The sequence below is a fragment of the Micromonospora sp. DT81.3 genome, assembly GCF_049847225.1.
Classification (GTDB): Bacteria; Actinomycetota; Actinomycetes; order Actinomycetales; family Microbacteriaceae; genus Microbacterium.
On the sequence record NZ_JBNCNY010000004.1, the window covers coordinates 46,555 to 68,292 of the forward strand.

A 21,738-nucleotide genomic window follows, 5' to 3' on the forward strand; every position below is an offset into this window, starting at 1 on the left:
GGGCTGCTTACCGCGTTCGTGGGAATGGCGCTTGGGCTGATCTGTTGGATCGAGGGCCGATCGAGCTCTGCTGACGCCCCCCGGCGCCGGGCCGCGATCAATCTCGGGTGCACAGGCGCGACCATGTGTGCAGTCTCCGTTCTCGCACTGGTTTCACTTTGGCTGTATCTCCCCACCCAGATCGTCCACACGCCGCTGTGGTCTTGAATCAGCCGAGCTGGGCTGGAGCTGGGGAGGCCGCGGCATCCGGATACGGGTCCCTGCCAGGGTGTGCGCGTCCGTTGCGGTAGACTGGGGATACCTGCGGAGCTCATCTGCTCCCTTGCGTCGTCAGAACGCACCATGAGGCCCTCGCTCAGCGAGCGGATTCCTGCATAATTCTCACGGCGAACGGATGCGTCGACCGACGCCTTCGCCTCATCCCCACCGCGATGCCGCGCCCGAACGCAGCATGACAGCGCCTTCCGGCGCGTGCGGGTGGACACTGCCCGAAAGGCACCACCACATGACCACCGAAATCCCCACCTTCGCCGCTCTCGGCGTACCCGCCCCGCTCGTGCGCGTCCTCACGGAGCAGGGCAAGAGCGAGCCGTTCCCCATCCAGGTCGACACCCTGCCCGACACGCTCGGCGGACGCGACGTGCTCGGACGCGGCAAGACCGGCTCGGGAAAGACGCTCGCGTTCGCGCTGCCCCTCGTCGCCCGCCTCGGCGGCAAGCTCGCCGGCGGCAGCCGCCGCGCCGGCCGCCCGCTCGCCCTTGTGCTCGCGCCGACCCGTGAGCTCGCCACCCAGATCGACGAGGTCATCAAGCCGCTCGCAGCCGCCTACGGCCTCAAGACCACCACCATCTACGGCGGCATCAACCAGAAGCGCCAGGTCGACGCACTCAACGCCGGCGTCGACATCGTCGTGGCCTGCCCCGGTCGCCTCGAAGACCTGATGAACCAGCGGTTCATCACCCTCGACGCCGTGGAGATCACCGTGCTCGACGAGGCCGACCACATGGCCGACCTCGGCTTCCTCCCGGTCGTCACCCGCATCCTCGACAAGACGCCCCAGGGTGGCCAGCGGCTGCTCTTCTCCGCCACGCTCGACAACGGCGTGGACAAGCTTGTCCGCCGCTTCCTTCAGAACGAGGTGCTGCACTCCGTCGACGAGGCCACCTCGCACGTCGCGGCGATGACCCACCACGTGTTCGAGACTGCCGACAACGACACGAAGCGCAATCTGATCAACACGCTCGCGTCCGGTCGCAGCCGTCGCATCCTCTTCACTCGCACGAAGCACCAGGCAAAGAAGCTCGCCAAGCAGCTCACCGAGTCGGGAATCCCGGCCGTCGACCTGCACGGCAACCTGTCGCAGCCGCAGCGTGACCGCAACCTCGCCGCGTTCGGCGACGGTTCGGTCCGGGTGCTCGTGGCGACGGATGTCGCGGCCCGCGGTGTGCACGTCGACGACGTCGCGCTCGTGGTGCACGTCGACCCGCCCATGGAGCACAAGGCGTACCTGCACCGCTCGGGCCGCACGGCTCGCGCCGGCAGCGCGGGTGACGTCGTGACGGTCATGCTGCCCTCGCAGCGCGGCGACACCGTGTCGCTCCTCAAGAAGGCCGCCATCGCCGTGAAGCCTACGCCGGTGGTGCACGACTCCCACGCCGTGACGACGCTTGTCGGCGAGACCGCGGCGTACGTGAAGCCCGAGCCGCGCCCGGTGGTCCAGCAGCAGGGTGGCGGCGGGCGTTCGCAGGGTGCCAACGCGCAGCGCAAGCGCGCGGCGCGCGACGGCGCTCAGGGCGGACAGCGCCAGGGACAGCGCGGCCAGGGCGGGCACCGTTCGGGTCAGCCGGCCGCACGTGGCGAGGGTCAGCCGAGCACGCGCAGCGGCCAGTCCGGCCAGCGCACCGGCGGCGGCGGCCAGCGCTCGGGCGGTCAGGCTCCCCGCAGCGGCGGCATGCGCGTCGGCGACACCGTCGGTGGACGGCCCCGTACCAACCGCCGCTCGCAGGGCTGATCGCTCTACCCGAGGCGCCTACACGCGCTTCGGGTAGAACAGCCCGAGCCCATGCGTCTTGAGCACGTTGTAGGCATCGGCGTAGGTCTCGGGCTCGGGGTCGGAACCCGACCCGTACCGCGCGAGCAGCAGGCCCACGAGTCCCTTTCCCGGAGGGCTCAGCGGCTTGTCCTTGTGCGGATGCTGGGTGGGATCCGGCGCGTCCTGCGCCTCCGGGTTCGACGGAACATACATCGGGTGCACGCCCGGCCATTGCCGGGGGTCGCGCGGCGTCTGCAGGTTCACGATCGAGAACAGGTCGTTTGCTCCGGCGTCTCGCCTCGTCAGCGGACTCAGCCCGTGCCGCCGGCAGAGCGTGGCGATCACCGATCCGTGGTGCATCTCGTCGTGGACGATCGTCCCGGCCCGGGTGTACGCAGACACGGCGATCGCGGGCACGCGCGGACCCAGCCGATCGAAGGCGAACCCATCTCGCCCGCAGGTGCATCGGCCTCCGGCGGCGTCGCGGCCGGGGGAGCGACGTGGTCGTACGTGCCGCCGTGCTCGTCGAAGGTGATCAGCAGGAGAGTGTTGAGCGCGTTCGAACCCTCAGGAGTGGCGCTGCGCCGCACGGCGTTGTAGACGTTCGCGACGAGCGCCTCACCCGCCCGGACGTCGGACACGGCCGAATCGAGCACCTCCGACCCGTCGACCTCACTGCTGCGGAAGACGCCGAACGGCGGGTGGAAGTCGTTGTGGTTGTAGATCATCCGCGGCTCGATGAACGCGTACGCCGGCAGGGTGCCGCTTTCGGCATCCTCGTAGAACTCCGACATGAACCCGAAGTGCTCGGTGCGCCAGTAGTCCTCGAGCGCAGGGGCGTGGATGACGCCCGTGAGGGAGACCAGCTGCTGCTCGTCGTAGTAGACCTTCCACGACAGCCCGGCCTCCTGCAGGCGGTCGAAGATCGTGGTTGCCGGGGCCGCGTCGATCCATTTCGTGTACCCGCCGCCGTGCTTGTTTGTCACATGGCCGTGCGAGGTGGATGCGTGGAAGAACGAACGGTTGCAGTACGTCTGCGACGGCACGGCGGCGAACCAGGCGTCGAAGACCGCGAACTCCTTCGCGAGCGTCGAGAGCACCGGAAGCATCTCTGGGGCGAAGCCACCCATGATGTGATCGGCCTCGGCGGGGTCCGGCACTTTGCCCTTCCGCGACCGCTCGATGTTGATGTAGTAGTCCTGAACGAAGCCGTCCATGGTCGCAGAGGCGCCGGATGCCGGAGCGTTGTACGGCGCCGTCATGGCGTCGACCCAGAGCTGCGCGTTTCCCGCCGGATCGACCGTGCCGAAGAGCTGGGTGTTGACGTGCGGGAACTCCTCGCCCGGATCGGGGTTGGGCCTGCCCATCACCTCGTCGGTCGGTCCTTCGTATCGATGCGCCGGGACCCGTCGGCCCGTGGGGTCGAGGTTCGAGTAGTCGCCGAACGCCAGGCCGTCGAAGGTCTCGCCCCCGGGCAGCGTGTCGGGGGTGTACAGCCAGCCGAGCAGGTTGTCGAATGAGCGGTTCTCGCCCATCAGCACGATCACGTGGTCGAATCCCGGCTCTTCACGGGGGGAGAGGGCCCCGTAGTCCAGCGCGCCCTCCTTGTACCCTGCGGCATGCCCGATGGCGGCTCCCGCCGCGGCGCCCGCCGCTCCGCCGACGAGGAGGCCCGCGGCGGCGAGACCGCCGACCTTGAGGAAGTCGCGCCGCGACGAGGCGGTGGCTGGAGACGCGGTGGGGGCGGACGCCTCAGCATCCGCCTCGCCCTCGGTGTTCCGCTCCCGCGCCATCGCCTCCAGGGTACCGGCGCCCTGGGACCCGAGGGTGGGTGGAACGGGGACTACGAGATGGCGGCGAGGGCCATCGACTCGAGGAGTTCGCGGACGGTCTCCTCGTCGGGGGCGTCGCGGAGTCCGCGCACGCTGTGCGGGGTCGAGTTGATCAGGCCGAAGCAGGCGTGCGCCCGTACGCGCAGCTCGCGTTCGGCCGCATCCGGGTGCGCTTCCGCGAGCACACCCACCCAGGTCTCGACGTATTCGCGCTGCAGGCGCCGCACCGCGCGGCGATCGTCCTCGACGAGGTTCGCGAGCTCGCGATCCTGCACCCGGATGACATCGGATTGATTGAGGGCGAAGTCGACGTGGAAGCGCACCAGCCCCGTGAGCCGTTCGCGTGCGCTGCCACCGGCCTCGACGACCTCCCGACCCCCGTCTCGGAGCCCCTCGCTGACACGCACGAGAATGGCGCCGAGGAGCGCCTGCTTGCCGGCGAAGTGCCGGTAGACGGCCGGCCCGCTGATTCCGACCGCCGCCCCGAGCTCCTCCAGGCTGACGCCCGAGAAGCCCCGGTCCGCGAAGAGGCGGGCCGCCTCGCGCAGCAGCGCGGACTGCCGGTCGGCCTTGGCCCGGTCGCGTTCGGTGGGGACGCTTGCCATCTCAGTTAATCCTCGCTAACCTTGGATTTCAGTTAGTGCACACTAACCGGGTACACGCGCGGCGGACAAGCCGTGTGATGAGATCGTGACGTCGACGGAGACCGGATGCCGACCCGCAGCAGCATGACGACCCTGTCCAGCGGGGTGGTGCACGACGATGCCTTCACCCGCACGCGCGACGGGCAGGCGGGGCTCGCCGCCGACCTGCGGGAGCGGCTGGCCGCGGCATCCCTCGGCGGGCCGGAGTCCTCGCGCACGCGCCACACCGCCCGCGGCAAACTGCTGCCGCGCGACCGCGTCGAGCGGCTGCTCGACCCGGGCAGCCCATTCGTCGAACTCGCGCCGCTGGCCGCCGACGGACTGTACGACGACGAGGTGCCCGCCGCCGGCGTGATCGCCGGAATCGGGCTGGTGCACGGCCGCCACGTGATGGTGGTGTGCAACGACGCGACGGTGAAGGGCGGCACATACCTGCCGATCACGGTCAAGAAGCACCTGCGCGCACAGGAGGTGGCGCTGGAGAGCCGGCTGCCCTGCATCTACCTCGTCGACTCCGGCGGGGCATTCCTGCCCAAGCAGGACGAGGTGTTTCCCGACCGCGACCACTTCGGGCGCATCTTCTACAACCAGGCGCAGATGTCGGCGCAGGGGATCCCGCAGATCGCCGCGGTGCTGGGTTCGTGCACGGCCGGGGGCGCCTACGTTCCCGCGATGAGCGACGAGACCGTGATCGTTCGCAACCAGGGCACGATCTTCCTCGGCGGGCCGCCCCTCGTGAAGGCCGCCATCGGCGAGATCGTGACGCCGGAAGAGCTCGGCGGGGGAGACCTGCACGCCCGAACCTCGGGGGTCGTGGATCACCTTGCGGAGGACGACGAGCACGCGCTCGAGATCGTCCGCGACATCGTCGCGACGCTGCCCCCGCCGCTCGCGCCCGCGTGGGACGTCGCGGAGACCGTGCCCCCGGTGGTCGATCCCGACGAGCTTTATGGCGTGGTGCCGGTCGATGTCAATCAGCCGTACGACGTGCGCGAGGTCATCGCGCGGCTCGTGGACGGCAGCGAGCTGCACGAGTTCAAGCGGCTGTACGGCGACACGCTCGTCACGGGATTCGCCCGCATCCACGGTCATCCGGTCGGGATCCTCGCGAACAACGGCGTGCTCTTCTCGGAGTCCGCGCAGAAGGGCGCGCACTTCATCGAGCTGTGCGACCAACGAGGGATCCCCCTGCTTTTCCTGCAGAACATCTCGGGCTTCATGGTGGGGCGGGATGCCGAGGCCGGCGGCATCGCGAAGGACGGCGCGAAGATGGTCACGGCTGTCGCGACCACGCGCGTGCCCAAGCTGACGGTCGTGATCGGCGGGTCCTTCGGGGCCGGCAACTACTCGATGTGCGGCCGGGCGTACTCGCCGCGGTTCCTCTGGACCTGGCCCGCGAGCCGCATCTCCGTCATGGGCGGCCCGCAGGCGGCATCCGTCCTCGCCACCGTCAAGCGCGACCAGCTCGAGGCACGCGGAGAGGAGTGGTCGGCCGAGGACGAGGCTGCGTTCCGGGAGCCGATCCGGGAGCAGTACGAGACGCAGGGCAGCCCCTACTACGCCACCGCGCGGCTCTGGGACGACGGCGTTCTCGATCCGACCGACACGCGTGACGTGCTCGGGCTCGCGCTCGATGTCGTCTCCCGGTCGCCGCTCCCCGAACCACGCTTCGGCGTCTTCCGGATGTGAGCACCATGGAGAGCACAATTCCCACTCCGGTCCCTGAGCCTGTCCCGGTCCCTGAGCTTGTCGAAGGGCACCAACCGTCGACGCCGGTCCCTGTGGTTCGACAGGCTCACCAACCGTCGACGCCGGCGTTCGACACCGTCCTGGTCGCCAATCGGGGCGAGATCGCCCGCCGGGTGATCCGCACCCTGAAGCGGCTCGGCATCCGCTCGGTCGCCGTCTACAGCGACGCGGATGCCGACGCCCCGCATGTGCGAGAGGCGGATGCCGCCTACCGCATCGGTCCCGCGGCGGCGGCGCTGTCCTACCTGGATGCCGATGCCATCCTCGCCGCGGCCCGGGAATCAGGGGCGCAGGCCATCCACCCGGGGTACGGGTTCCTGTCGGAGAACGTCGCCTTCGCCCGCGCCTGCGCCACCGCGGGCATTGTCTTCATCGGCCCGGGGGAGCGGGCGCTCGACGTCATGGGCGACAAGATCCGGTCCAAGGCGCACGTCTCGGCGAGCGGCGTGCCGGTCGTTCCCGGGATCGACGCGACCGGCCTCACGGATGACGAGATCGCGGATGCCGCGGCAGCTGTCGGCTACCCGCTGCTGATCAAGCCGTCCGCCGGGGGCGGCGGCAAGGGGATGCAGGTGGTGCGCGAGGCATCCGCGCTGCCGGAGGCGCTCGCCACCGCCCGTCGCGTCGCCAGCGCGGCCTTCGGCGATGACACGCTGCTGCTCGAACGGCTCATCGAGCGCCCTCGGCACATCGAGGTGCAGGTTCTCGCCGCCGCGAACGGCACCGTGCTGCACCTGGGCGAACGGGAGTGCACGATGCAGCGCCGGCACCAGAAGGTCATCGAAGAGGCCCCGTCGCCGATCGTGGACGTCGCCACACGCGAGCGGCTGGGCGCGGCGGCCTGCGCGGCCGCCGCGAGTGTGGACTACCGAGGCGCCGGGACGGTCGAGTTCCTGGTCGCGGCCGCGCGTCCCGACGAGTTCTTCTTCATCGAGATGAACACGCGCCTGCAGGTCGAGCACCCCGTCACAGAGCTCGTCACGGGGTTCGACCTCGTCGAGCTGCAGCTGCGTGTCGCGGCGGGCGAGCCGCTCGGGTTCACGCAGGATGATGTGCGGCTCACGGGTCACGCGATCGAGGCCCGCGTGTACGCGGAGAGCCCCGAACGAGGCTTCCTTCCCGCGACCGGCGACGTGCTGGAGTGGATCGAGCCGACCGGTGCCCATGTGCGCGTGGACTCGGCGATCGAGACGGGCTCGCGCGTGAGCCCCGACTACGACCCCATGATCGCCAAGGTGATCGCGTGGGGTGAGGACCGTGCGGGGGCGCTGGCAACGCTCGACGGCGCGCTCGCTCAGACGGCGGTGCTCGGTGTGGACACGAACGTCGGCTTCCTGCGAGCGCTGCTGGCGGATGCCGCGGTGCGAGCCGGCGACCTCGACACCGGGTTGATAGGCCGGATGCCGCCCTTCGTCGCCGCGGGGCCGGCCGAAGCCGCCCTCGGCGCCGCCGCATCGTTCGTGAGAAACGTGATGCGCGGCGAGACGCCACGCGGCGCGTTGTCTCTGGATGGCGGCGTAGTGCCTCGTCCGGCCCGGCTCGCGAGCCCCCTGTGGCGGGCGGGCAGCGGCTGGCGCCCCGGGCTGCCGTCCCGGCCCGCTGCGCAGACCTTCGCGACCGACACGGGGGAGATCCTGAGTGCGACCACACCGCGGAATGGGGAGGCCGTCAGCATGGGCACCGGCGCCAAGCGCCGGATGCTCGGCTATTCCGGCCCACCGGACACGCGGGTCGCGATGGATGCCGACGGCTCCCTGTGGGTGCACGCCGATGGCGCCACTCACCGGCTCACTGCCCTGACGCGTCGTGTGGCGCTCGAGCGCCGACTGGCCGAGGCGGACGGCGACATCGCCGCCACGCATCCCGAGCTCCTCGCCCCCATGCCGGGAACCGTCGTGGCGGTTCACGTCGCGGACGGCGCGATGGTCCAGGCCGGGGACCGCGTCGTCACGATCGAGGCGATGAAGATGGAGCAGTACGTCACCGCTCCGCACCCGGGAACCGCGCGCATCCTCGTCGCTCTGGGCGACCAGGTGCGCCGAGAACAGATCCTTGCCCGCGTCGAACCCGACGCCGCAGCATCGCTCGACTGAGAACCAGAGGACACCCCATGTACGACTCCCTGCACACCAATGACCAGCTGACCGACGATGAGCGCGAGCTCGCCTCGATGGTGCGCGACTTCGCCGATGAGGTGGTGGCGCCCCGCAGCTACGAGGCCGACCGCACCCACAGGCTGCCTCTGGACGTCGTGGCGCAGATGGGGGAGATGGGGCTGTTCGGGCTCCCGTTCCCCGAGGACGTCGGCGGCCAGGGAGGCGACTACTTCGCCCTCTGCCTCGCGATCGAAGCCCTCGGCCGGGTCGACCAGTCGATGGCCATCACGCTCGAGGCCGGGGTCAGCCTCGGCGCCATGCCGGTCTTCCGCTTCGGCACGGACGCGCAGAAGGCGGACCTGCTGCCCGACCTGCTCGCCGGCCGCTCGCTGGCCGCGTTCGGGCTCACCGAGCCGGAGGCGGGCTCGGATGCCGGCGCGACCCGCACGACCGCGCGCCGAGAGGGCGAGGAGTGGGTGATCAACGGGTCCAAGCAGTTCATCACGAACTCCGGCACCGACATCACGCGCTTCGTGACCGTGACCGCCGTGACCGGCGAAGAGAACGGCCGCAAGCGGATCTCCACGATCATGGTGCCCCACGGCACGCCGGGCTTCACCGTCGAGCCGGCGTACGACAAGGTCGGCTGGAACGCGTCGGACACGCATCCGCTGACATTCCAGGACGCTCGCGTGCCCGTCGGCAATCTGCTGGGAGAGGAGGGCCGCGGATTCGCGAACTTCCTGCACATCCTCGACGAGGGGCGCATCGCGATCGCGGCGCTCGCCACCGGCGCAGCAGAGGGATGCCTTGAAGCGGCCATCGACTACGCGAAGAAGCGCACCGTCTTCGGCGAGGTGCTCTCAAGCCGCCAGCACATCCAGTTCACGATCGCCCGCATGCAGGCCCGCGTGCACAATGCCCGGCTCGCCTGGCACCACGCCGCCCGGCTGCGCGACGCGGGCCGGCCGTTCAAGGTGGAGGCGGCCATCGCGAAGCTCACCTCGAGCGATGCGGCGATGGACAACGCCCGCGACGCCACTCAGATCTTCGGAGGCAACGGCTTCATGAACGAATACCCCGTCGCCCGGCACTATCGCGACTCGAAGATCCTCGAGATCGGCGAGGGCACGAACGAGGTGCAGCTTCTCGTCATCTCGCGCGCGCTCGGCCTGCACGGGTAGCGTGGCGAGCGTGGCGCACAGCGAAGGGCCGGACTCCGGGCGAGAGATCGTGCAGCGCGGGCTGTACTTCGAGGAGTTCGAGGAGGGCGCGCGCTACGCGCACCGGCCGGGGCGGACCGTCACCGAGGCCGACAACGTGCTGTTCTCGGCGCTCACCATGAACACGCAGGCACTGCACCTGGACGCCGCGTACTCCGCGACTCAGCCGTTCGGTCAGCGGCTGATGAACTCCATGTGGACGCTCGCGACGATGGTGGGCGCATCCGTCACGCAGCTGACACAGAGCACGCTCGTGGCGCAGCTCGGCCTGTCCGACATCGCCTTCCCGCATCCGCTGTTCGCCGGCGACACCCTCTACACCGAGACGACGATCGAGTCGAAGCGCCTCTCTTCGTCCCGCCCCGGTCAGGGGCTCGTCACGATGCGGCACACCGGCCGCAACCAGGACGGCACCGTGGTGGCCACCGCGACGCGCGTGGCGCTGATGTGGTGCGCGGATGCCCATGCCGACCGTCCGGCCCCCCCTGTCGACCGACCGGTCCCCGAGCCTGTCGACCGTCCGGTCCCCGAGCCTGTCGACCGTCCGGTCCCCGACGCCGACGGTCCGGTCCCCGAGCCTGTCGAGGGGTTGGTTCCCGACGCCGACGGTCCGGTCCCCGAGCCTGTCGAGGGGTCGTCGTGACCGAGTTCACGCTGGGCCCGGCTCTGCTGTTCTGCCCGGCAGACCGGCCCGAGCGCTTCGCGAAGGCGCTCGAACGAGCGGATGCCGTCATCCTCGATCTGGAGGATGCGGTCTCGGCGACGTCCAAGACGGCGGCGCGCGGTGCGGTGATCGAGTCCGACCTCGACCCAGACCGCGTGATCGTGCGGATCAACCCACCGGGTACCGAGGAGTTCGCGTCGGACCTGTCGACCCTCTCGCAGACCGACTATCGCACCGTGATGGTGGCGAAGGCCGAGGGCGTCAAGGTGCTGAAGGCGATCGACCCCCGCTTCTCGCTCATCGCGCTGTGTGAAACGGCACGAGGAGTCGCGGCCGCGGAGAAGCTGGCTGCGAGCCCTCAGGTCACGGCGCTGATGTGGGGCGCGGAGGACCTGGTCGCCTCACTCGGCGGCAGTTCGAGCCGCAAGCCGAACGGCCGCTATCGCGACATCGCGCGGTATGCCCGCTCGCGGGTGCTCCTCGCCGGGGGAGCGCGTGGCAAGGCGGTGATCGATGCCGTGCACCTCGATATCGCCGACACGAAGCGCCTCGCCATCGAGGCCGCCGACGCCGCGGCATCCGGCTTCGCGGCCACCGCGTGCATCCATCCTTCTCAGGTGGACGTGATCCGCGACGCCTACCGGCCGGCGGAGAAGGACCTCACGTGGGCACAGTCCGTCCTCGCCGCCGCGCGAGGCGAGCGAGGCGTCTTCACGTACGGCGGCAGTATGGTCGACGAGCCCGTGCTGCGGCACGCGCGGGCGATGCTGCGGCGCGCGGGCTCCTAGTCCGCGGCACGCCGCTCGAGCCTCTCGTCCACGGCCCGCCTCTCGGCGATGGCGGCCGTGACCCGGCCGCGCGTGATCGCCTCACCCTCGCCGCATCGTCGGCGGCGGACTACCCTCGAAGAGATGACGGTCCTGCCCGCCGATTCGCACGTCCACAGCGAGTGGTCCTGGGATTGCGGCTCCGATCCGGCGTCCGCGGGGTCGATGGCCCGCACGTGCGAGCGGGCGGTGCGGATCGGACTGCCGGCCGTGGTGTTCACCGAGCACCTCGACTTCGAGGACGCCTGGCGGGTCGATGACGGCGACATCGGCGAGCACGCGCAGAAGTACGTCGACGCGACCGGCCATGTGCGACTGCCGCCGTTCGACGCCGACGGCTACCTGGAGGCGATCGATCGCTGCCGCCATCGCCACCCGGGTCTTCGTATCCTCACGGGTGTCGAATTCGGGCAGCCGCACTTGAGAGACGCACAGGCCGCCTCCTTGCTGTCGAGCGGTGTGATCGACCGCGTGAACGGTTCGCTTCACGTGCTCCCGTTCGAGGACGGGAATCGGTCGGAGCCGACCACACTGTTCCGCTACAGGCCGGCAGAGGAGGTGATGCGGGCGTACCTCGAGGAGATCCCGCGGATGGTCGCCGGATCGGATTCGTTCGTGGTGCTCACCCACATCGACTACGCGGTGCGCTACTGGCCGGTCGAGGCCGAGGGTCCGTTCGACCCCCGCAGGTTCGAGGATGGCTTCCGGGCTGCGATGCGTGCGCTCGCGGACTCCGGCCGCGTGCTGGAGATGAACACCCGGCGCCTGTGGCCGTGGCTTCCGCAGTGGTGGAGGGAAGAGGGCGGGCGAGCCGTCTCCTTCGGCAGCGATGCGCACGGGGCCGACGGTCTCGCAGCCGGCTTCCCGGAGGCGACGGCGATGCTCGAGTGGTTCGGATTCCGAGCGGGGTCACGCCCGGAGGACTTCTGGATCCGGTGACGCCGCTCGGAGGCTAGAGGACCGCGCCCGCGTACGACACCAGCCGGATGCTGTGCCGTTCCACGACGAAGCGGTGCAGGGAGCCGTTGCCCAGTCGTTCGCCCGGAAGGGGAAGGCTGTCGCCGCTCGCGTGGCGGATCAGCTCGCTGATCAGGGCCCCGTGCGACACGGCGATCACCGCGACGGGACTCGGGGCGGTGTCGTGCCGCACATCGCGGACGACGCGCCGAGCGGCTCGTACCGCTCTGCGGCGCAGGGCGCTGCGGGACTCGGCGCCCGGGATGCTGTCGCGGTCCCACCCGCCGAAGCGCTCCCCGAACTCCTCGACGAGCACGCCCTCGGCCTCGCCGTACGCGCGTTCGCGAAGTTCCTGGTAGAGCCGCGGGGCGGGGAGACCGAGCTCGGTGGCGATGATCTCCGCTGTCTCGCGGGCCCTCGACAGGTCGCTCGCGACGATCACCGGGGCGGGGCCGCCTTCGGCCTCCAGGTCGTGGCGGATGGCGGCGGCGGCAACCAGCGCCTGCTCCCGACCCGTGTCGTTGAGGGGGACATCCGTCGATCCCTGGATACGCCGCGCCAGGTTCCAGTCGGTCTGGCCGTGGCGCACGAGGGTCAGCAGGGTCACCATCCGAGCCTAGGGGGCTTCAGCTGGGAAGAGCCTCGGCCAGGGTCCGGAGCACCTCGCTCGTGCCAGCATCGACCTTCACGGTCGCACGGGCGTCGGCGCGGGTCTCGCCCCTGTTCACGATGACCACGGGGATCCTGCGGCGGCGGGCGCGCTCGACGAGCCGGATGCCGGAGTTGACCACCAGCGACGATCCGGCGATGAGGAGGGCATCGCTGCTCCGCACGAGCGCTTCGGCCTCACGGAATTTCTCGAGCGGGATGAACTCGCCGAAGAACACGACATCCGGCTTCAGCATCCCGCCGCAGACGGTGCACGCGGGAACGAGGAAGCCGTCCGTGCTCTCGGGCAGCACGTCGCCGTCGGGCGCCAGGCGGATGTTCGCGGGCACGGAGATCCAGGGGTTGTCGGCCTCGACGCGCGCGGCGATGTCGCGCCGGTCGAACACCTGGCCGCAGTGGGTGCAGAAGACCCGGCGCATGGTGCCGTGCAGTTCCACCACACGGCTGCTGCCGGCTCGCAGGTGCAGCCCGTCGACGTTCTGCGTGATCACGCCCGTGGCGATGCGGCGTGACTCCAGCGTCGCCAGGGCCTCGTGCCCTGCGTTGGGGGAGGCGGCAGAGAAGGCGTTCCACCCGAGGTGGCTGCCGACCCAGTACCGCCGCCGCGCCGCCTCGTCGGCGAGGAACTGCTGGGCCGTCATGGGGGTGCGCACCGGGGCGCCCTGACCGCGGTAGTCCGGGATGCCGGAGTCCGTCGAGATGCCCGCGCCGGTCAGCACGGCGACGCGCCGTCCGGCGAGCGTGGCGATGGCGCGATCGACCATGGCGGTCGCTTCAGCGTCGAGCTGTGGAACGGTCGCCACTCGATTCGCCTCCTCTCGCGGTGGGGCGAGTCTACGTGCCGGGCTTTTCCGGGATGTTACGGGCCATCCGGGATCTGAGGCGTAGCGGCCCGGTGCGGGGGAGTGCCCGATGCGGGGGAGTGCCCGATGCGACAGAGTGGAGTCGAGCGGAGCGGAAGGGAGCGTCGATGCGCGTCATCCCGGTCGGCGACCCCCAGGATCCGCTGCTGCGCGACTATCGCGACCTGACCGACATCGCGCTCCGGCGTGTGCTGGAGCCGGAGGGCGGGCTCTACATCGCGGAGTCGGCGAAGGTGATCGCGCGGGCGCTCGCGGCGGGGCACCGGCCGCGATCTGTGCTCGTGCAGGCGAAGTGGCTGGCGGATGTCGAGCCGCTTCTGACCGACGACACTCCCGTGTTCGTGGTCGCGCCCGAGATCGCCGAGGCGCTGACGGGGTATGCCGTGCATCGGGGAGCCCTTGCCGCGATGCATCGCCCTCCGCTGCCGTCCGTCGCGGACATCGTCGCAGACGCTCGGCTCGTCGTCGTGCTCGAGGACATGGTCGACCACACGAACGTCGGCGCGATCTTCCGCGCCGCCGCCGGTCTCGGCGCCGATGCGGTGCTGGTCACCCCGCGGTGCGCCGATCCGCTCTACCGCCGCAGCGTCCGGGTCAGCATGGGCACCGTATTCCAGGTTCCGTGGACGCGTCTGCCGGACTGGGGGCAGGCGCGCGACATCCTGCACGCCGCGGATCTTCACATCGCGGCGCTCGCCCTCGCCGACGGGGCGGTGCCGTTGGACGAGTTCGCGGCGGCCGCGCATGAGCGGGTCGCGGTGGTGTTCGGCGCCGAGGGTGACGGACTCACCTCGCGCGCCCTCGAAGCGGCGGACTCGATCGTCACGATCCCGATGGCGGGCGGCGTCGACTCGCTCAACGTCGCGGCCGCGAGCGCCGTCGCGCTGTGGGCGCTCCGGCGCTGAGCAGCCGCAGTCCTCGCGCCGAGAACGGCACCGGCGTTACCATGGCCGCGTCTCGCGCTCCTGCGGGCCGCAGCGGAAGGAAAGCGTCATGCAAAGGGTCACCGTCGACTTCATCATCTCGCTGGACGGATACGGGGCGGCGGAAGGCTGGCCCGGCTTCTGGGGCATGGAAGGTCCGGAATACCTCGGCTGGCTCGACACGTCGCCCGAGAAGGACGACATCGTCCTGATGGGGGCCAACACGTACCGGCTGATGTCCGGCTTCGCCGAGACGGGCGAGGAAGGGGGGATGGGGGAGCTGACCGCCGCAACGAAGGTCGTGTTCTCATCGACTCTCGAGGCGCCGCTCTCGTGGGCGAACACAGAGCTCGTGACAGAAGACGCCGTGGAGGCGGTGCGTTCGATGAAGGAGTCCGCCGACCGGCCGATGCGCACCCTCGGCAGCGTCTCACTCTGCCGCGATCTGCTCCGCGCCGGTCTCGTCGACCGCTACCGGGTCGTTCTCTTCCCGGTGATCACGGGCGCCACGGGGACGGACCGGATCTTCGACGGGTACCCGGATGTGCGCCTCGAGCTTGTACAGAGCCGCCTGTTCGACGGCAGACTGCAGCTGCTCGAATACGTGCCGACGCCGCTCGACGGACCTCCCGACCTCGCCGGGCACGCCTAGGCGCGTCCCCGATATGCCGCTCTGACCTGAGCGACGTACGAAAACCGCCGCCTCCTCCCTCTTACACATCGAGATGCAACCCCGTATGGGCGGGTTTGCCTCGACGAGTTCGGGAAGGCGAACGCCATGCTGATCGATCCATGTGACGCGAGAACGTGGACCGTCCTGAGTCAAGCCTCGCCAGCCGAACGTCGGCTCCTGGCGCTCGTCTGCTGGCTCACCGGGCACATCCGCGCGGATCGAAGCGTCAGGCCTTCTCGCCGGGCTCTGCCGCGGCATCCGCACCCGGCGCCAGAGTGATGATCGGCAGCGGCTCCGGCCGTTTCGCCGTGACGTGATCCCCCGACGACTCATGCCGCAGGCGTCGCAGCACCCAGGGCATCAGGTGCGAGCGAGCCCACACGAGATCGCTCGCCCGGGCCTGCCGCCACTTCGTCAGGGGAAGGGGGTCGGGCTGCATCGGCTGCAGGTCGTTCGGCACGTTGAGCGCCCGCAGCACCATGCGCGCGACCTCGTGGTGGCCCAGGGGATTGAGGTGCAGGCGATCCGGGTCGAAGAAGCGCATGTCCTGGACCTCCTTCAGCGCCCACATGTCCGCGACGATGCAGTCGTAGCGCTCGGCGACGGCGCGGATGTTCTCGTTGTAGATCGCCACCTTTCCCCGGATCCCGCGGAACACCGGCGTGAAGTACGTGTCGATTCCCGTGAAGACGACCACGGTGGCGCCGTCGCGGCGCAGCCGCACGACGGCATCCTCGAACTGGTTCGCGACCGCATCCGGGTCACTCCCGGGCCGGATCACGTCGTTGCCGCCGGCGGAGAACGTGACGAGATCGGGCTTCAGCGCGAGCGCCGGCTCGATCTGGTCGGCCACGATCTGAGCGATCAGCCTGCCCCGCACCGCCAGGTTCGCGTAGGCGAAATCGTCGACCTGCAGGGCGAGCACCTCGGCGACGCGGTCGGCCCATCCGCGATGCCCGTCGGGAAGGCTCGGCTCCGGATCGCCGATCCCCTCCGTGAAGGAGTCGCCGATCGCAACCAAGCGCCGCCAGGGGTGCGGCGCCGGGTTGGCGGGCGGGTGATCCGCCTCAATGCTGGACATGTCGCTCCTCGTTCGTGACCCCCGCCGTCGACACTAGCGCGGGACGTCGACATGCCTCTGTCGGCCACCTCGTCTATGGTGGACCCTCGTGTGTCGCGCGGCGCACGGGTACGGAAGGGGGCGCGCATGACGGATGTCGAGGCCGCCCCGCATCTCGGCTCCTTCGCCGCCGAGCACCTGTCGCCTTCCTACCCGCAGCGAGCCCCGTGGGGCACCGCGGAGCGGCTCCGGGCGTGGCAGGCCGAGGCGCTCGACCTCTACTTCGGCATGGACGGGCCTGACGGCGTGGGGTCAGGGCCACGGGACTTCCTTGCCGCCGCCACACCGGGCGCCGGAAAGACGACGTTCGCCCTGCGCCTGGCGACCGAGCTCATCCGGCGCCGGGTGATCGACCGCATCGTCGTCGTGGCACCGACCGAGCACCTGAAGACGCAGTGGGCGGATGCCGCGGCCAGGGTCGGCATCCGGCTCGATCCGGCGTTCAGCAACCGGTACTCCGCGCCTGCCCGGCACTTCCACGGCGTGGCCGTGACCTACGCGCAGGTGGCGACGAAGGCGTCGGTGCACGAGCGGCTGATCCTCGAGCAGCGCACGCTCGTGATCCTCGACGAGGTGCACCACGGCGGTGACGCGCTCAGCTGGGGCGACGCGCTCCGCGTGGCCTATGCCCGGGCGACGCGCCGCCTGCTCCTCTCCGGAACCCCGTTCCGCAGCGACACGGCGCCGATCCCGTTCGTGGAGTACCTCCCCGACGAGCACGGCATCCGGGTCTCCCGCACGGACTACTCCTACGGCTATGCGCGGGCCCTGGCGGACGGCGTCGTGCGCCCGGTGCTCTTCCACGTGTACGCCGGCAAGATGCGCTGGCGCACGCGAGCGGGCGATGAATTGGAGGCGCACCTCGGCCAGGACAACACGAAGGATGTGAACGCGCAGGCGTGGCGCACGGCACTCGATCCGGCGGGGGAGTGGATGCCGGCGGTGCTTCGCTCGGCCGATCAGAGGCTCACCCAGATCCGGGAGCATGTGCCGGATGCCGGCGGCCTCGTCATCGCCACCGACCAGACCAGCGCGCGGGCCTACGCCGAGCTGCTGCGCGGCATCACGGGCGAGCGTCCGACCGTCGTGCTGTCCGATGAGGCCGAGGCCTCCGCCCGCATCGAGAAGTTCGGGTCCTCGACCTCGCGCTGGATGGTGGCGGTCCGCATGGTGTCGGAGGGGGTCGACGTCCCGCGCCTCGCGGTCGGCGTCTACGCGACCTCCGCCTCCACGCCGCTCTTCTTCGCCCAGGCCATCGGCCGGTTCGTGCGTGCGCGGCGGCGAGGTGAGGCCGCGAGCATCTTCCTGCCCAACGTGCCGACGCTGCTGGCCCTCGCGGGCGAGCTGGAGCGACAGCGCGACCACGCCCTCGATCGCGGCGAGAAGGACGACGACGGGCTCGACGACGACCTGCTCGAGTCGGAGAATCGCGAGGAGAAGGCGTCGGACTCCCTGACCGAGGAGTTCACCTACCAGGCCATCTCCTCGCTCGCGCACTTCGATCGGGTCGTGTTCGAGGGCAAGGAGTTCGGTCAGCTCGCGGAACCGGGCACCGAGGAGGAACTGGAGTTCATCGGGCTTCCGGGCCTGCTCGAACCCGAGCACGTGCACGACCTGCTGATGCAGCGTCAAGCTCGGCAGTCCCGCCACCGGCACTCGAGGGAGCAGCGGGAGGCGCAGAATCCGGATGCCGCGGCATCCACTCTCCCCGTTGCCTTGCACCGCACGCTGAAAGAGCAGCGGCAGCTCCTGAACAGCCTCGTCGGTCTGTACGCACGCCAGACGAACGAGCCGCACGGTGCCGTGCACGCCGAGCTCCGCCGCGTGTGCGGCGGGCCGGCGGTCGCGCAGGCGACGGTCGCACAGCTGCAGGCCCGGGTCGACGTGCTGCGCGCGCGCGTCCGTTCGTAGGCCTGCCGCCCCGTCCAACCGCCTCTGGACGCCTGGCGCCCTACGCCCGCCGCCCGGCGCCGGTCGTGCGCCGGCCGCTGCACCCCTGCCGCTTCGGGGGTCCGAAATACTGACAATCCCCGTCTCGAGGCGGGCGGCAAGCGAAGGCGTCGGTAGCGTGGAGACGTCCCCCCTCGTGCCCGCCTGTCTCCGGAGGCCCCTATGAGCGCGCCCGCAGCACCCACCGCAGCCGATCGCCGGCGGTGGGCGCGCTATCTCGTCAACGAGCGCGCCGAGGCGCGCCTCTACCGGGAACTGGCCGCCCGCAAGTCCGGCGAGGATCGCGAGATCCTCCTCGAGCTCGCGGCTGCCGAGGGCAGGCATGAGAGGCACTGGCTCACGCTCCTCGACGGGGAGCCGGCCCGGCTCCCGCAGCCCGACCTGGGCACCAGGACCCTCGCCTGGATGGCTCGTCACTTCGGCACCATCTTCGTGCTCGCTCTCGCACAGCAGGCCGAGGGGCGCTCGCCGTACGAGAAGGACGACGCGGCCACCGACACGATGCGCGCCGACGAGAAGATCCACCACGAGGTGGTACGCGGACTCGCGGCGCGCGGGCGCCGGCGCCTGTCCGGCACCTTCCGGGCCGCGGTCTTCGGCGCGAACGACGGCCTCGTCAGCAACCTCGCGCTCGTGCTCGGCATCGGAGCGACCGGTGTCGCGCCCCAGTTCGTCCTGTTCAGCGGCATCGCGGGTCTCCTTGCCGGTGCCCTCTCCATGGGGGCGGGGGAGTTCGTGTCGGTGCGGTCGCAGCGGGAGCTGCTCGCCGCGACGGAGCCGAACGGATACGCCGACGACGTGCTGCCCGACCTCGACCTCGACGCCAACGAACTGGCTCTCGTCTACCGGACGAGGGGTATGGACAGCGACGAGGCCCTCGCACGGGCCCGTCTCGTCGTCGAAGCGGCCCGAGCGGGCGCGTCGCCCGCTGCCGCCCACGACGGCCCGGACGGGTACGACGTCGTCGGCGGCGCCTGGGGCGCGGCCGTCTCGAGCTTCCTCTTCTTCGCTTCCGGGGCGATCATCCCGGTGCTTCCATGGATCTTCGGACTGTCCGGAGTCGCCGCCGTCGTCGTCGCGCTGGTGCTTGTCGGCATCGCGCTGCTCGCCACCGGCGCGATGGTCGGGCTGCTCTCGGGCGGCCCGCCACTGCGACGGGCGCTCCGCCAGTTGATGATCGGCTACGGCGCGGCGGCGATCACCTACGCCCTCGGTCTGCTGTTCGGCGTCTCGATGGGCTGATCCGCGACACCACGTGGTGTGGATGCCGCGACCCCGGTCCTGCTCGTGTCTAGGTCAGCTCACGGCAGACGTCGATGGTCCGTCCCGATGACCCGGTGATCGTGAAGTCATTGGTGGCTGTCGACGTATAGGTCACGCGGCCCACGTACAGCGTCGTGCTGGGCCCGGCCGGGACATCGGTGGGGAAGAGGATCACCAGGGTGTGACCGGTGCTGGTCACGGTGGAGGATCCGTCGGGATTGAGAACGGTCCGGGTGGCGAATCCGTTGCTCCGGGAGGAGAGCGCAGCTCCGGTGTCGACGTTGGTGAAGGTCAGGCCGAATCCCTTCCCAGCCGTGAGCGTGCGCACGACGTTGCCCTCGCGGTCGGTGAATTCCCGCTCGACCATGTTTCCACCGGACGTGATGTTCAGCCCGAGCTCGAAGCTGCAGGCTTGACCGGCGGGGAATTGCGCGTCATACGGTTCGGCGGCCAGCGCCGCCGACGGCAGAGCGACGACGCTGAACGCCGCCGCGAGGAGTGCTGCGACACCGAGCCGGCGTCGCGAGGCGATGAACATGAGAGCCTCCCGGGATAGGGCGGTACGTTCCACGTTCGGGCGGTCGGGTGGGCGAAACGGCGCTACGACCCAGGGCGTCGAGATACCGCGATTGAGACACCAGGATCCCACTGGGCGACACGCACCTCAATGGGCGAGACGGAAGAAGGCCCCCTACCGGGGGCCTTCTTCACGAATGTGCGCGAGGGGGGACTTGAACCCCCACGCCCTTTCGGGCACTAGCACCTCAAGCTAGCGCGTCTACCTATTCCGCCACCCGCGCAAGGGTGTCTCGGCTGTTCCCAACCGAAGAACGACATTATCACGTTTCGGGTGGGCGACCGAACGCAGGTAGCCTGGTGCGCATGCCCGCCGAACCGCACTCCGACGAGACGCGCGCAGCGGCATCCACCGACCTTCCCGAGGTGGCGCGCATCGCTGCGGACCTCATCCGGTTCGACACCAGCAACTACGGCGGCGGCAACGCGAAGGGCGAGCGGGAAGCGGCCGAGTACGTCGGCGCCTACCTCGAGAGCATCGGCCTGAAGCCGGAGTACTTCGAGCCGATCGCGCGGCGTACCAACGTGATGGCGCGCGTGGCGGGTCGCAATCCCGACAAGCCCGCGCTCATCCTGCACGGGCATCTGGATGTGGTTCCGGCGGCTGCCGAGTCGTGGAGCGTGGATCCCTTCGAGGGCGTCGTGCGCGACGGCCTGCTCTGGGGCCGTGGCGCCGTCGACATGAAGAACATGGATGCCATGATCCTCACCGCCGTGGCGGACATCCTCCGCGCGGGCGAACAACCCGAGCGGGACATCATCCTGGCCTTCTTCGCCGACGAGGAGAACGGCGGCGTCGAAGGCTCGGCCCTGGTCGTGAGGCAGCGTCCCGAGTGGTTCGAGGGAGCCACGGAGGCGATCAGCGAGGTCGGCGGCTACTCCATCTCGGTCGGCGACCGTCGGGCCTATCTCCTGCAGGTCGGAGAGAAGGCCCTGGTCTGGATCCGGCTCCGCGCCCGCGGACGCGCGGGTCACGGCAGCCGCGTGCATCCCGACAACGCGATCACGCGACTGGCCGAAGCCGTCGCGGCGCTCGGCCGCACCGAGTGGCCGGTGAGCCTGACGACCACCACCGAGGCGCTGCTGGCCGGCCTGAAGGATGTCAGCGGGTCGAACGACGACGATCCGGACGCCCTCGCGGAAACCACGGGCGCCGCAGAGGCGTTCATCCGCTCGACGTTCCGCACCACGACGAATCCCACCGTGCTGACCGCCGGCTACAAGCACAACGTCATCCCCGACACCGCCGAGGCCCTCATCGACGTGCGCACCCTCCCGGGCACCGAAGACGCGGCGCTCGCCGACATCCAGCGGATCGTGGGCGATGACATCGAGATCGAGATCGTCGTCCGCGATATCGGCCTCGAGGTGCCTTACGAGGGATCGCTCGTCGATGCGATGGTCGCCTCGCTCGGTCGCCACGACCCGGGCATCCCCGTCATCCCATACCTGCTCGGGGCGGGCACCGACAACAAGGCGCTCTCCACTCTGGGCATCACCGGCTACGGCTTCGCGCCCCTGCGCCTGCCGGCCGATCTCGATTTCACGGGTATGTTCCATGGTGTGGACGAACGCGTGCCCATCGACGCGCTCGTCTTCGGACAGCGCGTGCTGACCGACCTGCTGCGAAGCTACTGACCCCCCGGATGCCGCGAGCGTGGCATCCAGATCACCCCT

The 21,738-nt window shown here is 70.2% G+C and carries 18 protein-coding genes, 1 tRNA gene and 1 pseudogene; 12 read left to right on the plus strand and 8 right to left on the minus strand.

The window, feature by feature from the left end; all coding sequences use genetic code 11:
- Positions 1–505 precede the first annotated feature (505 nt).
- On the plus strand, positions 506–2,011 hold the full coding sequence (locus tag ACPW96_RS10405; protein ID WP_425883009.1) for a DEAD/DEAH box helicase: 1,506 nt from the start codon (positions 506–508) through the stop codon (positions 2,009–2,011).
- A gap of 18 nt (positions 2,012–2,029) precedes the next feature.
- Here ACPW96_RS10405 and ACPW96_RS10410 read toward each other — a convergent pair whose 3' ends face one another.
- The 3 genes and pseudogenes from ACPW96_RS10410 to ACPW96_RS10420 all read right to left on the minus strand — a co-directional run bounded on the left by ACPW96_RS10410 (position 2,030) and on the right by ACPW96_RS10420 (position 4,469).
- Positions 2,030–2,392: a hypothetical protein gene (locus tag ACPW96_RS10410; RefSeq protein WP_425883399.1), complete on the minus strand. Its 363-nt coding sequence runs from the start codon at positions 2,390–2,392 to the stop codon at positions 2,030–2,032.
- A gap of 12 nt (positions 2,393–2,404) precedes the next feature.
- Positions 2,405–3,825 (minus strand): annotated as a pseudogene (locus ACPW96_RS10415) (alkaline phosphatase family protein); the annotation flags it as partial.
- Positions 3,826–3,875: 50 nt separating this feature from the next.
- Positions 3,876–4,469 (minus strand): TetR/AcrR family transcriptional regulator, encoded by a 594-nt coding sequence (locus tag ACPW96_RS10420; RefSeq protein WP_425883011.1) that lies wholly within the window; start codon positions 4,467–4,469, stop codon positions 3,876–3,878.
- Positions 4,470–4,574: 105 nt separating this feature from the next.
- Here ACPW96_RS10420 and ACPW96_RS10425 point away from each other — a divergent pair, with 105 nt between their 5' ends.
- The 6 genes from ACPW96_RS10425 (at position 4,575) to ACPW96_RS10450 (ending at position 12,006) form a co-directional block, all read left to right on the plus strand.
- On the plus strand, positions 4,575–6,197 hold the full coding sequence (locus ACPW96_RS10425) for a carboxyl transferase domain-containing protein (protein ID WP_425883013.1): 1,623 nt from the start codon (positions 4,575–4,577) through the stop codon (positions 6,195–6,197).
- Between the two features lie 92 nt (positions 6,198–6,289).
- Positions 6,290–8,350 carry an acetyl/propionyl/methylcrotonyl-CoA carboxylase subunit alpha gene (locus ACPW96_RS10430; RefSeq protein WP_425883015.1) on the plus strand — a complete coding sequence of 687 codons (2,061 nt, stop codon included), beginning with the start codon at positions 6,290–6,292 and terminating at the stop codon, positions 8,348–8,350.
- Between the two features lie 17 nt (positions 8,351–8,367).
- A complete protein-coding gene (locus ACPW96_RS10435) occupies positions 8,368–9,537 on the plus strand; it encodes an acyl-CoA dehydrogenase family protein (RefSeq protein ID WP_425883016.1) in 1,170 nt (389 codons plus the stop codon).
- 10 nt (positions 9,538–9,547) lie between these two features.
- A complete protein-coding gene (locus ACPW96_RS10440; protein ID WP_425883017.1) occupies positions 9,548–10,219 on the plus strand; it encodes a MaoC/PaaZ C-terminal domain-containing protein in 672 nt (223 codons plus the stop codon).
- Positions 10,216–11,028 (plus strand): HpcH/HpaI aldolase/citrate lyase family protein, encoded by an 813-nt coding sequence (locus ACPW96_RS10445; RefSeq protein ID WP_425883019.1) that lies wholly within the window; start codon positions 10,216–10,218, stop codon positions 11,026–11,028. The genes ACPW96_RS10440 and ACPW96_RS10445 overlap by 4 nt, the downstream gene beginning before the upstream one ends.
- A gap of 123 nt (positions 11,029–11,151) precedes the next feature.
- Positions 11,152–12,006 carry a PHP domain-containing protein gene (locus ACPW96_RS10450; RefSeq protein WP_425883021.1) on the plus strand — a complete coding sequence of 285 codons (855 nt, stop codon included), beginning with the start codon at positions 11,152–11,154 and terminating at the stop codon, positions 12,004–12,006.
- A gap of 13 nt (positions 12,007–12,019) precedes the next feature.
- Here ACPW96_RS10450 and ACPW96_RS10455 read toward each other — a convergent pair whose 3' ends face one another.
- Positions 12,020–12,631, minus strand: coding sequence for a histidine phosphatase family protein (locus ACPW96_RS10455; protein WP_425818156.1), 612 nt, complete (start codon positions 12,629–12,631; stop codon positions 12,020–12,022).
- A gap of 19 nt (positions 12,632–12,650) precedes the next feature.
- Positions 12,651–13,496: a Sir2 family NAD-dependent protein deacetylase gene (locus ACPW96_RS10460; protein WP_425883023.1), complete on the minus strand. Its 846-nt coding sequence runs from the start codon at positions 13,494–13,496 to the stop codon at positions 12,651–12,653.
- A 167-nt stretch (positions 13,497–13,663) separates the two neighbouring features.
- Here ACPW96_RS10460 and ACPW96_RS10465 point away from each other — a divergent pair, with 167 nt between their 5' ends.
- Both ACPW96_RS10465 and ACPW96_RS10470 read left to right on the plus strand, forming a co-directional pair.
- Positions 13,664–14,461, plus strand: coding sequence for a TrmH family RNA methyltransferase (locus ACPW96_RS10465; protein ID WP_425883024.1), 798 nt, complete (start codon positions 13,664–13,666; stop codon positions 14,459–14,461).
- 88 nt (positions 14,462–14,549) lie between these two features.
- The gene (locus tag ACPW96_RS10470) at positions 14,550–15,131 is read left to right on the plus strand and encodes a dihydrofolate reductase family protein (protein WP_425818160.1); all 582 of its coding nucleotides are present in this window, start codon (positions 14,550–14,552) and stop codon (positions 15,129–15,131) included.
- A 247-nt stretch (positions 15,132–15,378) separates the two neighbouring features.
- On the opposite strand, the gene ACPW96_RS10475 is transcribed toward ACPW96_RS10470, so the two are convergent.
- The gene (locus ACPW96_RS10475; RefSeq protein ID WP_425818162.1) at positions 15,379–16,233 is read right to left on the minus strand and encodes an SGNH/GDSL hydrolase family protein; all 855 of its coding nucleotides are present in this window, start codon (positions 16,231–16,233) and stop codon (positions 15,379–15,381) included.
- Positions 16,234–16,359: 126 nt separating this feature from the next.
- On the opposite strand from ACPW96_RS10475, the gene ACPW96_RS10480 reads away from it, so the two are divergent.
- Positions 16,360–18,183 (plus strand): DEAD/DEAH box helicase, encoded by a 1,824-nt coding sequence (locus ACPW96_RS10480; RefSeq protein WP_425883025.1) that lies wholly within the window; start codon positions 16,360–16,362, stop codon positions 18,181–18,183.
- A gap of 201 nt (positions 18,184–18,384) precedes the next feature.
- Positions 18,385–19,464 (plus strand): VIT1/CCC1 transporter family protein, encoded by a 1,080-nt coding sequence (locus ACPW96_RS10485; RefSeq protein WP_425883027.1) that lies wholly within the window; start codon positions 18,385–18,387, stop codon positions 19,462–19,464.
- Positions 19,465–19,513: 49 nt separating this feature from the next.
- Here ACPW96_RS10485 and ACPW96_RS10490 read toward each other — a convergent pair whose 3' ends face one another.
- Both ACPW96_RS10490 and ACPW96_RS10495 read right to left on the minus strand, forming a co-directional pair.
- Positions 19,514–20,023 carry a hypothetical protein gene (locus ACPW96_RS10490; RefSeq protein WP_425883029.1) on the minus strand — a complete coding sequence of 170 codons (510 nt, stop codon included), beginning with the start codon at positions 20,021–20,023 and terminating at the stop codon, positions 19,514–19,516.
- Between the two features lie 178 nt (positions 20,024–20,201).
- Positions 20,202–20,285 (minus strand) — tRNA-Leu (locus ACPW96_RS10495).
- Between the two features lie 82 nt (positions 20,286–20,367).
- Between ACPW96_RS10495 and ACPW96_RS10500 the strand changes: the two genes are divergently transcribed.
- On the plus strand, positions 20,368–21,699 hold the full coding sequence (locus tag ACPW96_RS10500) for a M20/M25/M40 family metallo-hydrolase (RefSeq protein WP_425883031.1): 1,332 nt from the start codon (positions 20,368–20,370) through the stop codon (positions 21,697–21,699).
- The last annotated feature ends 39 nt before the right edge of the window (positions 21,700–21,738 follow it).

What these genes read in the sequence shown, in the direction of transcription:
- ACPW96_RS10420 (WP_425883011.1), bottom strand. Translation starts at nt 4,469, where the DNA reads ATGGCAAGCGTCCCCACCGAACGCGACCGGGCCAAGGCCGACCGGCAG.
- ACPW96_RS10500 (WP_425883031.1), top strand. Translation starts at nt 20,368, where the DNA reads ATGCCCGCCGAACCGCACTCCGACGAGACGCGCGCAGCGGCATCCACC.
- ACPW96_RS10410 (WP_425883399.1), bottom strand. Translation starts at nt 2,392, where the DNA reads ATGCACCACGGATCGGTGATCGCCACGCTCTGCCGGCGGCACGGGCTG.
- ACPW96_RS10435 (WP_425883016.1), top strand. Translation starts at nt 8,368, where the DNA reads ATGTACGACTCCCTGCACACCAATGACCAGCTGACCGACGATGAGCGC.
- ACPW96_RS10465 (WP_425883024.1), top strand. Translation starts at nt 13,664, where the DNA reads ATGCGCGTCATCCCGGTCGGCGACCCCCAGGATCCGCTGCTGCGCGAC.
- ACPW96_RS10405 (WP_425883009.1), top strand. Translation starts at nt 506, where the DNA reads ATGACCACCGAAATCCCCACCTTCGCCGCTCTCGGCGTACCCGCCCCG.
- ACPW96_RS10490 (WP_425883029.1), bottom strand. Translation starts at nt 20,023, where the DNA reads ATGTTCATCGCCTCGCGACGCCGGCTCGGTGTCGCAGCACTCCTCGCG.
- ACPW96_RS10425 (WP_425883013.1), top strand. Translation starts at nt 4,575, where the DNA reads ATGCCGACCCGCAGCAGCATGACGACCCTGTCCAGCGGGGTGGTGCAC.
- ACPW96_RS10450 (WP_425883021.1), top strand. Translation starts at nt 11,152, where the DNA reads ATGACGGTCCTGCCCGCCGATTCGCACGTCCACAGCGAGTGGTCCTGG.
- ACPW96_RS10480 (WP_425883025.1), top strand. Translation starts at nt 16,360, where the DNA reads ATGACGGATGTCGAGGCCGCCCCGCATCTCGGCTCCTTCGCCGCCGAG.
- ACPW96_RS10470 (WP_425818160.1), top strand. Translation starts at nt 14,550, where the DNA reads ATGCAAAGGGTCACCGTCGACTTCATCATCTCGCTGGACGGATACGGG.
- ACPW96_RS10485 (WP_425883027.1), top strand. Translation starts at nt 18,385, where the DNA reads ATGAGCGCGCCCGCAGCACCCACCGCAGCCGATCGCCGGCGGTGGGCG.
- ACPW96_RS10475 (WP_425818162.1), bottom strand. Translation starts at nt 16,233, where the DNA reads ATGTCCAGCATTGAGGCGGATCACCCGCCCGCCAACCCGGCGCCGCAC.